The sequence below is a fragment of the Rhodopirellula sp. MGV genome (genome assembly GCF_002251265.1).
Classification (GTDB): domain Bacteria; phylum Planctomycetota; class Planctomycetia; order Pirellulales; family Pirellulaceae; genus Stieleria; species Stieleria baltica_A.
Genome location: NZ_NPDI01000031.1, coordinates 24,153 through 39,000 on the forward strand (window position 1 = coordinate 24,153; position 14,848 = coordinate 39,000).

At 56.7% G+C, this 14,848-nt stretch carries 12 protein-coding genes; 6 read left to right on the plus strand and 6 right to left on the minus strand.

The features are described from left to right. Positions 1–317: 317 nt before the first annotated feature. The 5 genes from CGZ80_RS11005 (at position 318) to CGZ80_RS11025 (ending at position 5,687) form a co-directional block, all read left to right on the plus strand. On the plus strand, positions 318–578 hold the full coding sequence (locus tag CGZ80_RS11005) for a DUF202 domain-containing protein (protein WP_158222652.1): 261 nt from the start codon (positions 318–320) through the stop codon (positions 576–578). Positions 579–825: 247 nt separating this feature from the next. Further along, entirely contained in the window at positions 826–1,101 is a 276-nt protein-coding gene (locus CGZ80_RS11010) for a hypothetical protein (protein WP_094414277.1), read from the plus strand. Between the two features lie 198 nt (positions 1,102–1,299). After that, positions 1,300–2,112 (plus strand): TatD family hydrolase, encoded by an 813-nt coding sequence (locus CGZ80_RS11015; protein WP_094414279.1) that lies wholly within the window; start codon positions 1,300–1,302, stop codon positions 2,110–2,112. A gap of 81 nt (positions 2,113–2,193) precedes the next feature. After that, the gene (locus CGZ80_RS11020; protein WP_233148359.1) at positions 2,194–4,374 is read left to right on the plus strand and encodes an amino acid permease; all 2,181 of its coding nucleotides are present in this window, start codon (positions 2,194–2,196) and stop codon (positions 4,372–4,374) included. Continuing rightward, positions 4,374–5,687, plus strand: coding sequence for a serine/threonine protein kinase (locus CGZ80_RS11025; RefSeq protein WP_094414281.1), 1,314 nt, complete (start codon positions 4,374–4,376; stop codon positions 5,685–5,687). The genes CGZ80_RS11020 and CGZ80_RS11025 overlap by 1 nt, the downstream gene beginning before the upstream one ends. 36 nt (positions 5,688–5,723) lie before the next feature. On the opposite strand, the gene CGZ80_RS11030 is transcribed toward CGZ80_RS11025, so the two are convergent. From CGZ80_RS11030 to CGZ80_RS11055, 6 genes are all read right to left on the minus strand, one after another. Next, positions 5,724–6,203, minus strand: a complete 480-nt coding sequence (locus tag CGZ80_RS11030) for a hypothetical protein (protein ID WP_094414283.1) — start codon at positions 6,201–6,203, stop codon at positions 5,724–5,726. 101 nt (positions 6,204–6,304) lie between these two features. Next, complete coding sequence (gene floA, locus CGZ80_RS11035) at positions 6,305–7,387, minus strand: flotillin-like protein FloA (protein WP_409994542.1); 1,083 nt, start codon at positions 7,385–7,387, stop codon at positions 6,305–6,307. Between the two features lie 151 nt (positions 7,388–7,538). Then, on the minus strand, positions 7,539–8,189 hold the full coding sequence (locus tag CGZ80_RS11040) for an NfeD family protein (RefSeq protein WP_094414285.1): 651 nt from the start codon (positions 8,187–8,189) through the stop codon (positions 7,539–7,541). Positions 8,190–8,192: 3 nt separating this feature from the next. After that, positions 8,193–10,328 (minus strand): NfeD family protein, encoded by a 2,136-nt coding sequence (locus tag CGZ80_RS11045; protein WP_158222653.1) that lies wholly within the window; start codon positions 10,326–10,328, stop codon positions 8,193–8,195. Positions 10,329–10,573: 245 nt separating this feature from the next. Continuing rightward, a complete protein-coding gene (locus CGZ80_RS11050; protein ID WP_233148360.1) occupies positions 10,574–11,545 on the minus strand; it encodes a ParB/RepB/Spo0J family partition protein in 972 nt (323 codons plus the stop codon). Continuing rightward, positions 11,538–12,284: a ParA family protein gene (locus CGZ80_RS11055; RefSeq protein ID WP_094414290.1), complete on the minus strand. Its 747-nt coding sequence runs from the start codon at positions 12,282–12,284 to the stop codon at positions 11,538–11,540. Before CGZ80_RS11055 ends, CGZ80_RS11050 begins: the two co-directional genes overlap by 8 nt. A gap of 834 nt (positions 12,285–13,118) precedes the next feature. Between CGZ80_RS11055 and ahcY the strand changes: the two genes are divergently transcribed. Further along, on the plus strand, positions 13,119–14,465 hold the full coding sequence (gene ahcY, locus CGZ80_RS11065) for an adenosylhomocysteinase (RefSeq protein ID WP_094414294.1): 1,347 nt from the start codon (positions 13,119–13,121) through the stop codon (positions 14,463–14,465). Positions 14,466–14,848 lie beyond the last annotated feature (383 nt).

Consider the following 14,848-nt stretch of genomic DNA (forward strand, 5'->3'; position numbering starts at 1 on the left):
AAGCCATTGATAGCAAAATGAGACGGACTACGGTCAGAAGTGAGAATTTGACGTAAACCGTGTTCCTGTGAAGGGTTAGTGAAGTTTTCCGATGTCAAATACGGCGACTGTGGGAAAGATGTCAGCGAGGAAAACTTTTTCGCCGACGATTTCGCAACGGAGGTTTAGGCAAAATGCGACGAATGGATCAAAACCACGAAGTTTCCGCTTCCAAACCGTGCTTTTGAATGCTGCTGGAATGCGCGAGTGACTGCACAATGAAGCAGCAGCTACGTCGCCAAACACTTGAATTACAGCGTTCTCGAGCACTTCGCCCAATGGATACAAATTCTGTTCCAAACCTCGGACTGATTCGCACCGAACTTGCCAACGAGCGGACGATCTTGGCGTACTTGCGCACATCGATCATGTTGATCGGTACTGGGATCAGCTTGGTAAAGTTCCTGGTCGTGACCCGAGACCTCGTGCTGATTGGTTGGGCACTGATCGCTTTGGGGGGGATGGTTGGCCTGATTGGAACCGTTCGCTACTTTCGGCTCCGTCGGCGTCTGAATCGGTACCGCGAGCAGACGGAGTAAGCAGACCGTGTCGACGAGACCTCGCAGCGGGATTGCCACGTTCCATGATTGGACGCCGGACGCTTTACTTGAGCCAAACGGGCTGCCACAGCCTGCAGAACCGCACCCTCGAAACGCTTTGTGGAGAAGTCTGACGAGTGTTTCGATAACACGACGAGCAATGACTTAAACCGTCAGGCGTTATAATTCAGTTCGAAACGCACTGAGTTCGCGACGTACTGCGTATACAACACTGGGATCGAACACCATGCCCGCGCCACAAACGGCTGACGAGATCGTGGCTGACAAATTTTTGGAAGTCCGCGCCAAGCTATTGGAAATTGCGGCAACGCTTGACCGAGTCGATCGGGCGTCTGCCGATTCTTCGCTGTCCGACGAAGCCGCACACCGGCGTGATGCCCTGCAAAAAGGGATCGAAATCATCGCGTCTGAAGGAAGCGACCGGGCCGCGCGATTGCAAATGCTTTACTCGCGCGAGTACCAACCGGGCTGGCGAGAAACCTTCGGCATGAAATCGTCCTGATCGGCGGGGTCAGCTTCAGAGCGACCGCGATTATTCGTTCCACGTTTCCAATTCCCAGTCTCCATCCAATTCCCAGTCTCTGCGTAGCGACCTCAACCGCTTGCGACTGAACCCTGCCCGTTGACCTGTTGGCGCCGACGTCTGAGACGGATTGCCGACCCGCGGGCATCACACTTTCACCAACGCCCACCATCGGCCATGGACTACATCGATCCACACATCCACATGGTTTCCCGCACCACCGACGACTACGCAACGCTTGCGAGGATGGGGTGTGTGGCGATGAGCGAGCCGGCGTTTTGGGCTGGCTACGATCGTGGCAGTGTCGACGGTTTCCGCGACTACTTCCGGCAGCTAACTGAAACCGAACCGGCACGTGCGGCACAGTACGGGATTCAGCACTACACGTGGCTGTGTATCAATGCGAAGGAAGCCGAAAATGTCGAGCTGTCGCGTGAAGTGATCAAAATGATCCCAGAGTTTCTCCAGCGGCCCAACGTCTTGGGCATCGGCGAGATCGGGCTAAACAAAAACACGAAGAACGAAGCGACGATCTTTGCCGAACACGTCGACTTGGCGGTCACGCATCAAGAACTGATCCTGATTCATACGCCGCACCTGGAAGACAAATACCAGGGCACGAGAATGATCCTGGACATGTTGTGCGACGACTCACGCGTCACCCCCGACCGTGTTCTGGTCGACCACGTCGAAGAACACACGATCAAGGAAGTCTTGGATCGTGGCTTTTGGGCCGGCATGACGCTTTATCCCGTCACCAAATGCACGCCGCAGCGTGCCGTCGACATGATCGAAATGACCGGTGGCGAACGTCTGATGGCGAACTCCGCCGGTGATTGGGGACCGAGCAAACCAACGGCGGTGCCCGACCTGATTTTCGAAATGCGCCGGCGTGGTTTGAGCGAGTCGTTGATCAAGAAGGTGGTCTATGACAACCCGCTCGAATTCTTTGGCAAAAGCAAACGCTTCAAATTTCAACCGCGACAGTAGTCCGAACAACACCTGGTTGCAGAGCGCGATGATCGCGCCCTGCGATAGGCAAATCAAGCACGGCGTTGTGGGGGCGCTAGGGTGAAAGGGGAATCGAAAGCGAACGCGTTCTCGACATTTGGTGGTGTGTTCACACCCTGCGTGTTGACGATCCTTGGCGTGATCATGTTCCTGCGGTTTGGCTATGTGGTCGGCCAAGCAGGATTGATGGCGACGTTGGTGATCGTTCTTGGCAGCAAACTGATCACGACGCTAACCACACTGTCATTGTCGGCGATCGCAACCAACACCCGTGTCGAAGGCGGCGGGGCGTACTTCTTAATCAGCCGCAGTTTGGGTCCCGAGTTCGGCGGGGCAATTGGGTTGGTGTTTTTCACTGCCCAGGCGTTGTCGGTCGCGATGTATGCGATCGGTTTCACCGAAGCGTTGATGGTGATGTTGCCGGAGGGCGTGTCACCGGTCTTGGTCGCGTCGATCACCAATCTGGCAGTCGCGATTTGCGTTTGGGTAGGCGCCGGCTGGACCATCAAAATTCAATTCGTGATTCTGGCTTGCGTCGTCGCATCACTCGGTTCGTTTTATCTTGGGACGGGCGCACGTTTCGACCACAACTTGTTTGCATCGAACTGGTCAACCGGCTTTACCCTCAACGAATCATTCTGGACCGTCTTCGCGTTGTTCTTTCCGGCGGTCACCGGGATCATGGCTGGTGCGAACATGTCAGGGGACCTGAAAGATCCAGCTCGGTCGATTCCACGTGGGACTTTGGCGGCCGTTGTGGTAACGGCAATCGTTTACGGATCAATGGCGATCTTCCTTGCTGGCAGCGCGTCTCGAGAAGATCTGATTGGCAACAACATGATCGTCGGACAGATTTCGGCGTTCCCAAGCCTGATCACGATGGGCGTGTTCGCCGCCACGCTTTCATCGGCCCTTGGCAGCATGATGGGTGCGCCGCGAATTCTGCAATCACTGGCCAAAGATCGCGTGTTCACTTCGCTGACGCCGTTTGGCGAAAGTCGCGATGGGGAACCACGCAAGGCGATCCTGGCAACCGCATTGATCGCGCAGGTCGGCATCGTCGCGGCGGATTTGAATACGATCGCGCCGTTGATCACGATGGCGTTTCTGGTGACATACGGCCTTTTGAACTTGGCCACGTTTTATGAATCGATCACCAACAACCCCAGCTACCGCCCCCAATTTCGTTATTGCAATTGGTTGACTTCGCTTTGCGGCGCGGTGGGCTGCGGGATCGTGATGTTACTGATCGATTGGCGCTGGGCACTCGTCGCCAGTTGTTTGGTCGGTGCACTGCATTACTACCTAACCCGGGCTAACCTGGACACTGATTGGGGCGACATCAATAGCGGCTTGCTGTTTGAACGCACCCGCCGCAACTTGCTGAAACTCGAAGACAGCCTGTACCACCCCAAAAACTGGCGGCCGTTCGTGTTGGCACTCAGCGGCACCGGTTTTAGCCGCCCCCACTTGGTCGTCTTTGGCAGTTGGTTGACACGTGAAACCGGAATGATGTTGCTCGGGCAAGTGATCAAAGGCGGATTCGAAGACCGCAGCGAACGCTTGTCGAATCAGGAATCAATCCTGCACTCGTTGATCAAAGAACAGCAGTTGGTCGGCTTTCCTGCGGTTGTGATCGCCAGCGACTACGCCTCTGGCGTCCAGGCCCTGGTGCAATGCCAGGGGCTCGGTCGCGTGCGTCCCAATGTGGTGTTAATGGGGTGTCCGCTATCGAAAGATCGCATGCAAACGTTTTGCCGATTGTTGCGCAATCTTGAAGGGCTCGACCGAAGCGTCGTGATGCTGCGTCAAACGGAAGACCCGACGACCGAATCGATCGCGCCAATGGGTACCGTCGACGTTTGGTGGCGTGGACGTGCGAACGGCGAACTGATGGTCCTGTTGGCTCACCTGATGCTTTCACACGACGCATGGCGTGGACGGCAGCTCCGACTGTTGCGTGTGGTGCAATCTGAATCTGCGATCGATGAAGTCAAATCGCACTTGGACGGCTTGCTTCGCGAAGCGCGTATCAGCGGAAAAACCAAAGTCGTTGTGTCCGAAAACGCTCCGACTGCCATCCAGACCACCAGCCGCGATGCGGCGTTCGTGTATCTTGGTTTGGCAACGCCCAACGAAGCGGACGACGAAGAGTTTCTGGATCGGATCGAAACCTTGGTGGGCGATCTTCCCCGCGTCGCGTTCGTTCGAAGCGCCGGCGGAGTGAACTTGGAAAGTTAATGCTAAATACCCTGTTCAAACAGTCTGCGATCAAAAGCGGCCTGATCACCGAAGCTCAACTCGCGAAGGTCATCGATAAAGTTCAATCGGATGACGACGCACTGGTCGCGGCAACGCTGGTAAAGAGCGGCCTGATCACCGACTACCAAGCGCAACAGCTACACGCCGGCCGCACCAAACTGACGCTCGGCCCCTACCTGATCACGGATTGGATTGGGCAAGGCGGAATGGGGCAAGTCTTCAAAGCAGTCCACAACGTGATGGGCCGCGAGTGTGCCGTCAAAGTGTTGCCACTCGAGAAATCGACAGCACTGTCACGCGATTCGTTCGCTCGTGAAATCCGTCTCCAAGCCGGACTGGACTGTCCCTATGTCGTTCGCGCATTTGACGCCGGACAAGACGGCAATGTGCACTATCTCGTGACCGAATATGTGCCCGGCACCGACCTGCGCAAACTGGTCCGTCGCGGCGGCCCGCTCAGCATGAGTCATGCGGCTTTGGTCGTGTCGCAGGCCGCCCGTGGTTTACAGTACGCACACGAAATCGGACTGATCCACCGCGACGTCAAACCGGGAAATATCCTGGTCACGCCGGAAGGACGCGCCAAGGTTTCTGATATCGGGTTGGCTGCATGGAGCATGGGACTTGATGACGACCCGCGGGCCGGAAAAATCGTCGGCACGGCGGACTACCTGTCACCCGAACAAATTCGCAACCCACGTTCAATCGGCCCGACCAGCGACATCTATTCGCTCGGCTGCACGCTGTACTACACCGTCACTGGCAAAGTGCCGTTTCCGGGCGGCGATTCGAAAAGCAAATGCAAACGGCATTGTGAACAAACCCCATGGCATCCGCGGAAGTTCGCCCCTGATCTGACGGAGGACTTTGTCGACACGATCGCCGACATGATGGAAAAAGATCCGACGCGGCGAATCTCCTCGGCGGCCGAAGTTGCCGAACGACTCGAAGCATGGTGCACGACAACGTTCGAAGTCGATCGCCCGATCGAACGCCAAGCCTGGATGGCGCCACCGATTGGCAATGAGTCCCCGGATGATGAGGCGGCGGAGTTAGAGCTTCCGCCACCGCTGCTCGGTGAAAGCGCGTCGCAAATTTCTCATCCGGGATCAGGCAGTGTCGCAACATCAGAATCCCAAATCCCACCACTGCTGGACCAACCGATCGATCCAGGGATGGCACGACGTCGGCGTAAGCCGTTCCCGCTGGGGTTCGTCGTTGGATTGCTTCTAGGCATCGTGATCGGCGGGCTGACGGCCCTCTTCAGCGTTCGCGAATACCTCGCCCAGTAGATCGCCGGACCGGCATCGCGAACAAATCGAAGCCGATTAGAGGTCGTCCCAGTTCGGACGCGTCAAGATCTCGTTCAACAAGAACGCTTGCTGAGCACCACCGGGACGCGACAAATGCTGCAGCAATTCTTCGATGGGATTTTCAGTCACATGATCGTCTTCGCTTGGATCACCTGGCGCCAGTGCTGCCACCGACCGCTGTGCCTCCGAAATGCGTTTGCGAGCGTCTTCTGCACGCCGCTTTGAAATCGCCAGTTGTTGCTGCTGGGCGGCCAACGGGCCTTCGACTTCAATCGGCTCTCCCAACAGAATCGGCTCATCATCCTCGACACGAACCTGACGTTCACGACGCGAGTTGGTGTACTGAGGAGCTTGCCGTTTCTGACGTTGTTGGGAACCCTGCGTGTGCGGCCGCTGCCCCGAACCGCTATTCGTACGCGCATTCCCCGCCGTACGCTGCTTTTGGGCGCGGCGTTCGGCGGCACGTTTCAGAAAGTCTTCGAGGTCACCAGCCATGGGCGTTCAGGGTAAAAGGAGACAGGGTGAAAAGAGACGGATGTTTGGGCGGCGAATGCCGGAACTCCAGTTTCTCGCGGAATCTAGCCGTTCGACGATTTTTAACTCCGTTTGATCTGGTTGTTGCCACGCGATTGGCCAGTGTTGGCAATTGCTTTTCGCATTTCAGTGTCGGCGTTTACGTTTTGCAATTTGTAGTAATCGAGAATGTGCAGTTTCCCGGTTCGGAACGCCTCACTCATTGCTTCCGGCACGGCCGCTTGTGCCATCACCAATTCGGCGCGGCTTTCTTCGATCTTCGCTTCCATTTCTTTTTCTTCGGCAACCGCTGAAGCACGTTTGCCTTCCGCTCGGGCTCGTGCGACTTGCGTATCGGCTTCGGCTTGGTCAGCCATCAGCCGCGCGCCGATGTTCGCACCAACATCGATGTCAGCGATGTCGATCGACACGATTTCGAACGCGGTTTGCGAATCCAAACGTTTAGCGAGTACGGCCTTGCTGATCACATCGGGGTTTTCCAGAACGGCGGCGTGGTTGCGTGCGCTACCGATCGCGCTGACGATCCCTTCGCCGACGCGAGCGATAATCGTTTCTTCGGTCGCTCCCCCGATCAATTGCTGCAGGTTCGCTCGCACCGTCACGCGGGCTCGAACTTTCAATTGGATCCCGTCTTTTGCAACAGCGTCCAACGATGGTTTGACGGCGCCACGCGGTGGGCAATCGATCACTTTGGGATAGACGCTCGTCTTGACCGATTCGAGAACGTCGCGTCCCGCCAGGTCAATAGCAGCCGCTTCACGGAACGTCAGCGAAATGGTTTTGGCTTTTTTGGCTGCGATGACCGCGCGAATGACCTGCTGGACATTGCCGCCCGCAAGGTAGTGTGCTTCCAATGCGTCACTCGTCATCGCGGGATCGTCCAACCCGGCTTGCACCGCCATAATACGGGTACGAACGATCGACCTTGCGTTGACCTTACGGAACGTCATTCCGATCAAATCACCGATCCCGACTCCGGCACCTGTAAGAAACGACTGGATCCAAAGCCCAAAGTACTTTGCGAACACCAGGACGACGACCATGATCAGGCCGATCATCAGGAACGCGGCAATTAGCCCGTATCCAGTGATGTCGGATGCATCCAGTGCGAGCAACTGTGTGCCCTGCAGCGCATTGGGCATCATGGTCAAAGAAAAGGTGGACCCGAAAACCATTGTGCTACGTCCTGTCAGTGTAAATCGAGTGCTTCCGCCGGCCCCTAATTTCCCGCCTGCGTCATGCGGTGTCAACTGAGGTAGGGGGCCCGAACCGGTGGGCTGGCGAATTCAATCGAATTCAGTTGCCTTCGCGGTCGAACTCTGAATCTTCTTCGAACCCTTCGAATTCGAAGGTTTCCAAGCTGCTTTCAAACGCATTCGATGGAATTGCTTCAGGTAAAGGGCTGTCGTCGGAGGCAACTTGTTCGGTCACCCCGATCACGCTTGCTCGTTCGTCATCGGTGGTTGGGCGAACTTTTAGTTTCCCGGTGACGACGCTCACGACGATCACCTCGGTTCCGGCATCAATCGGTACTCCGATCGATACGGCATCAAGTCGTTCGCCATCGAGTTCAATCAATCCGCCCGGCAACAAGTTCGACTTTGCGATCCCGATCTTGCCCACCAAATCTTTCCGCTTTTCACCGCTTCGGGTTCGACTTTCGATTGGTGCGTCAATTTGGCCTGGAGTGCGATTTAAGATCAGCTTCCCGATGGGCGTGCTGGGCCAAATCCCGACCGCGAGATACAAGATCGTTGGGGTTGAAACGGCGATCGCGACCACAACGACGAATCCCGTGATCGGCCCATATGTGAATGCAATGAATGCGGACGCCACCGCCGTGATCGCGGCGGCGATCCCTAAGGCACCGCCCGTTGGCAAGAAGAACTCGCCGACCAGCAACACGAAATACAGTCCGAGCAATCCGAAAGCATAAAGTAACTGCACGCGTCAGCCCTCGACCACCACGCGAGTTCCCTGGACCTCGATCACCTTCACCGGGTTGCCTTTGTCGATCGATGAACCATCACTGACAACTTGAACAATCTGATCTCCAAATTGGGCTTTGCCGCTAGGACGCAGCGGTGTGGTCGTCATGCCTTGTTGCCCCAGCAACCAACCAAAGTCGGCCAACCTTTCCGCTTCGTCGATCGCCATCGCGTCGGGAGTCTCCATGATCAGATGGCGGAACAGTGGCACATGTGGGAACAACTGCCGCATCAACACAAAACCGCCGACCATGCCGAGCAAGCTAACAATGGCTGCCCACAAGCCACGTGTGACGACGGTCAGCTGGTAGGAGTTTTTGGGCAGGACAAACGTCTGACTCATCAAGACAATTGCACCGATTGTCATCACCATCCCGCCAATTCCAAAGATCCCGAATCCGGGAATCACGAAGACCTCAAGCGCCAGACAAACGAGCCCCATGATCAGCAGCACCAGTTCCAGCCATTCGGCGGTCCCAGCGAGGTAGTTCATCCAAAAGAACAATCCGAAACAGACCGTCGCAAAGAACCCGGGGACGCCAATCCCAGGAGCGTTCATCTCTGCACTGAGTGCGATGAAGCCGACCATCAACAAGATCATCATCAATCCCTTACTTCGCCCCATCCGCTCGACAAAACGGATGATGCCGCGGTCGGACACCGGTGGCGGCACAACATCAAACCCAGCTCTGGCCGCGGCGTCTTCAAGCGACTCACTTTTGGCCTCCGCTAAACCGAGCTCGATCGCCCGATCTGCCGGCAGGCCTTCGGCAAAATCGATTCGCTCGCCTTGTTCCCAGCGGTCGCGTTCAAGTTGCGGGTCATCGACACCGGCGACCAATTCGTCAGGGGTGCAGTATTTGATTTGCCCCGTTTTCTTGTTTGTGTAAGGATGAATTTCCAAGTCACTGCATAGCAACCCGCGGATCAGCCCCGCCGGTCGCTTGGTCGAACGGGCGACCTGATCGATCAACTCCTGGTGATTGTCGATATCGGTGATCGAGATTTCATCCGCACCTTTGCCCCCCAGTGTCGCATCCGTTTTCAGATAGAGCGGTTTGCAAGAGACCGCAATCAACGCAGCATCGGCACGAGCTTCGCGTTCGACGAAACCTGGCACCGAGCGAATCGGCGGCTCGGGCAACCCCAACAAGCTAGCCAACAAGGCACTTTGATCCATATCGCCGCCAACGGAGTCGATCGATACCAGCCACGTGTTGATGTCTTTGCTTCGCGATGCGGTCAAGTTGCTCTGCCAGCGTCGCACACGATTTCTCGCGATCGCACCGGCGATTTCCAAGTGCACACCTTTGACTTCGCCGACCGCGCTTTCTTGGTCGGCCGGGATCAACTCAGCGAGATCAAGGACTTCGGTAACGCCTTGCGAATCACTGACAAGCCCAGCCGCAATTCGTGCTGACCGAAGTTGGTCTGCGGAAAACGTGGCCGGCGCTCCAGGCGCGCTCCAGATCTCTTCACCCAAAACGGAATCGGTTTCACGCAGTTTCACAAGTTCTTCGCCAGACGCGAATGACTTGTCACCACCGACCGTGCTCACCCAAGCCAGCTCGACTTCCGGATTGACCAAAGCTTCGACAAGCGCCGGTGGGAACACGCCCCGCTTGGCCGCCACCGACCGGTAGGTCAATTGAATCGTTTCGTCGAATTCAGTCTCGCCGCTCGACGCGTCCACCAGTTTGGCCGCAGATGATACGAGCAACGAGTCCGACGCGATGATCGGCAATAATGAATGGCCGGTGACATCACCCTCGACCCAGGACACCAAGCGAAGCCCCCGCAGGCGATTGCCTGTCATCGCACGCGCCAACTTCAATGCGTCCTCAAACGAGGTCGCTTCCCCACCGGAACTGTCGCTGCCGTAATGCAACACCACATCCAGTCGGTCGTCGTTGGGTGCGGATTCCACAAGACGTTCCAACGTCCCGATCACAGCCAAAGTCGCTTGGCTATCGAGCGGCACGGGAATGTCGACCTGGTAGCCGCGCTGTGCATCCGCAGCTGTGGCCGATCCGAGGCCCGTAACCGCTGCGAGCCCGATGGCCCACACCAAAATGAATTTCCGCGCCGTATTGTCCACGACACCCGCTCCCGGGGTGAAAGGTTCAGAGACATGTCCATTATAGGGCACGATTGCGATTCGGCGAGGTCGCACAAACTCGCCTGCGGCTTCCTGCAGGATACTGCCCCTCCACATTGCCCTGTGCTGGCTGTAGGCGAAGACTTCTGGCGCACGGGCGGCGAAGCGTTCGAAACAGGGCAAAAAAAATCGCCCAGTCCGTTCAGGCTGGGCGATTTCGTTTGATCGTGTCAGTCGTTTGGTGGCTAGCCGGCGACTCGCAAGCTTGGCCGAGTCTCGTTGGTCAGCATGCCACGCAGTCGCTCGAATTCGTCGTTGTCGGTGAAGTGAATCGTGATACGACCTTTGCCACGGGCGCTGCTTTTGATTTCCACTTTGGTGCCGAACACCATGCGGAATTCTTGTTGCATCGCTTCCAGATGCGGCGACAGGGTACTGCGTTTTTGCCGAGTCGCGTTGGTAACCTTTCGTCCGGTCTCGCGGTCTTCTTCTTCGCGGAGCATTTCTGCGACCAAAGACTCCGTCGCACGGACGCTGATGCGTTCGGCCATGATCTTGTGTGCGGTCGTCAGTTGGACTTTATCGTCACCGATCGGCAACAAGGCGCGAGCGTGACCGGCGGTGATTTTGCCGTCTTGCAGTAAGTCCAAGACTTCGTGGGGAAGTTCCAACAAACGCATCAGGTTGGCAATCGTGCTACGATCGATGCTCAGGCGGCGTGCCAAGTCGTCTTGTTTGCAGCGGTGCTCGTCGATGTAGCGTTTGAATGACATCGCCTTTTCGATCGGGTTCAAGTCCTTGCGTTGCAAGTTCTCGATGATGGCCAGTTCGGCGACCAAGCGATCGTCCGCTTCACGGACTTCGGCACGGATCTCTTTCAATCCCGCGTGGACGGTCGCACGCAATCGGCGTTCGCCACTGATCAGCTGGTACCGACCATCGACGACGCGAACCAAGATCGGTTGCAGTTGTTGGTGGCTGCGGATGCTTTCTGCCAGCGACGCGATTTCTTCGGAGTTGAATTCGCGACGCGGTTGAAAGGGGTTGGCCTCGATCTGGTCGACCGGCAGCATCAGCGGCTTGATACGGGATTCATTATTGCTGTGGCCATTCGATTCAGGGATCGGATTGCCTTCGTCATCCAATGGGCTGCCCAACAATGCGGCCAAGCCTTTTCCTAGACGACGATCCTTTGTTCCGGCGGATGAACTAGTCACGCTGCAGCACCTCCATGCACAACTGCGTATAGGCGTATGCACCTCGGGAGCGTGGTGCATATTGAAAAACACTTTTGCCGTGACTTGGGGCTTCGCTCAGCGAAACGTCCCGCGGCACGACGGATTCGAAGACGATATCACCGAAAAACTCGCGGACTTCCTGGTCCACTTCGCGAGTTAATTCGAGGGCGGGATCATACATGGTCAGCAGGATTCCGCCAAAGGTCAGTCTGCCCTTGGTGGCAACGATGACCCGTTTAATGGTTTGGATAAGTTGCGTCAGTCCTTCCATTGCGAAGTACTCGCATTGGATTGGGATCAACACTTCGGTACTGGCGACCAAGGCCGACTGTGTCAACTCACCAACACTGGGAGGACAGTCAATCAGCACGAAGTCGTATTTGTCGATGATGCTGTCGAGGTGCTTCCGCACGCGGTCGGCCTGCTGATCATCGGCGGTGGCCAGCAAGTCGACGTCCTGGAAGGTTCTGCTTCCAGGCAACAAGCTCAGGCCGGTTTGTTCGGTTTCTACAATGGAGTCTTCAATGGATGCGTCGCTCACCAGGGCGTGACCGCTGGTCGGTTCACAGCCCAGGGATCCGGTCGCATTGCATTGGGGATCCATATCAAGCAACAGGCATGACTGGTTGGCCAGTGCCAGTGCGGAAGCAAGATTCACGGCTGTGGTTGTCTTGCCCACACCGCCTTTCTGGTTGACGACGCACAAGATCCGGCCCACGAATCAGACTCCCGATTGCTCAAGTTTAACGGGTCGGAGCACTGGGCTCGCCCTTCACGTTTCGCGGGAAACTAAGCGAATGCCGATTAGTGAAACAAGATCGGTTTCACAAGAAACTGCGCCCGCAAAGCCTTCCCAGAGAGTCCACCGTGGCCCGTTTCGTTGATTTGCGATGGAACACCGCAAACCGGCAAGAGCAAAATGTCACGTGTTTGAAGTAGATCGGAAATGAATTTTTGGCAGCGATCTGGTAGGGAGGGGAAGGCGAAACCCAAGGCCAAGTTTTTTTTGAAGATGCCCCAACGTAGTGGACGAAGCGATGAGTCCTTCCCCACGCCCCCTGGCTACCTAAGCCGATACGCGCTAGCGTCGGTTTCGATCCACCACTGCCCCCGCGACACCGGAAATCGCCTAAAGGCTAGACTCCAGCCGACCCGCCTTGGATGGCGTTCTTCCTCCGACCACCGTCGCTCTCGGCGACTCCAAATCAGCGGGGGGCTAGACTCCTACATTGGCTGATAGCAAATGACGCTTTTCCGCCGTCTAGGCATTTGGCCCTTGCGGGTTGTCTAGGTGGCAATACCGGAACTCAATCCGGGATTTGCTGCGATGCCAGATTGCACCCCATGCCCAAATGGATTTCGATCGCTAAACTATTCGCCCAATTGACCGGCTCATTTCTCCAGCATGTCGCGTGGAGGTCCGGTCCGGGGCTGGCCCGACCGGCCTCGTCAAACGCGTTTGGGAGCGCGTGCCAGCGGGAGTCCCTGCGGTAGGTTCGTGGCCCCTGATTGGACGGATGCATTCAACCGTCACAACCCAAGGAGTTCTACTGTGTCGCAAGCCGATACCGAACGATTGCCGTACCGTGTCAAAGACATCAGCCTTGCCGAATACGGACGCAAGGAAATCAACCTGGCCGAAAACGAAATGCCTGGCCTGATGGCCTTGCGTGAGAAGTACGGCAAGGAAAAGCCACTCAAAGGCGCTCGCATTGCGGGTTGCCTTCACATGACCATCCAGACTGCGGTTCTGATTGAAACGCTGGTCGAGTTGGGCGCCGAGGTCACCTGGAGTAGCTGCAATATCTTCAGTACTCAAGACCACGCTGCGGCGGCAATCGCCAAAGCTGGCATCCCCGTCTATGCCTGGAAAGGCATGACTGAGGAAGAGTTCGACTGGTGCATCGAGCAAACCCTGACGTTCCCTTCCGGCGAAAAGCTGAACATGATCCTGGACGACGGTGGTGACTTGACCGCCATGGTTCACGACCGGTTCCCAGAACTGCTGAAGGAAATCCAAGGCGTCAGCGAAGAGACCACCGCCGGTATCCACCGCCTGGAAGTCCTCAACCGCTCCGGCAAACTGGCCGTTCCTGCGATCAACGTGAACGACAGTGCGACCAAGAGCAAGTTCGACAACCTGTACGGTTGCCGCGAATCGCTGGCTGACGGCGTGAAGCGAGCGACGGACGTGATGCTGGCCGGCAAGGTCGCAGTCGTCTGTGGCTACGGCGACGTCGGCAAGGGTTGTGCTCATAGCCTGCAGCGTTATGGCTGTCGCGTGATCGTCACCGAAATCGACCCCATCAACGCGTTGCAAGCCGCGATGGAAGGTTTCGAGGTCACCACGATGGACAACGCCGCCAAAGAAGGGAACTTGTTTGTCACCACGACTGGCAACAAGGACATCATCTTGGGCGAGCACATGAAGGAAATGCCCGAAGACGCGATCTGCTGCAACATCGGCCACTTCGACACCGAAATCGATGTCGCATGGCTCGAAAACGAAGTGGAGCAAGGGCGTGCGTCGAAAGACGAGATCAAACCTGCCGACGTTGGCGCGGTTGATCGCTACACCTTCAAGGACAGCGGACGCAGCGTCATCATCTTGGCCAAAGGCCGTTTGGTGAACCTCGGCTGTGCGACCGGTCACCCAAGCTTCGTGATGAGCACCTCGTTCACGAACCAAGTTCTTGCACAAATGGAACTGTGGACCAATCGTGACAACGACACGTACGAAGTGAAGGTTTACATGTTGCCGAAGCAGCTGGACGAAGAAGTCGCCCGTCTGCACCTCGACAAACTGGGCGCCAAGTTGACCAAGCTGACTCAAGAGCAAGCTGATTACCTGGGTGTGCCAGTGGAAGGTCCTTACAAGCCAGATCACTACCGATACTAGGAATCGAATCGCGAACGCCGCGATCAAATCCAAGTCAAACGCCAAACGCCCGGGATCAAACCCGGGCGTTTGTTTTTTGGGAGATTGGATCGAAACCGACGCCAACGCGTCGTTTGCCGAAGCCGAGCAGGGAGGACCGGGGCGAAACCGACGCTAGTGCGTATCGGCTAATGGGTGCTCGCTGGAGTCTAGCCTTTAGGCGATTTCCGGTGTCCTGGGAGCAGCGTCGTTTGTCGAAGCTGAGAAGGGAGAACCGGGACGGAACCGACGCTAGCGCCCATCAGCCGAAACGCGCTAGCGTCGGTTCCCGTCCATCACTGCTCCCGCGCGACCGGAAATCGCCGAAAGGCTAGACTTCAGCGGGCACCCCACCACCAAACACA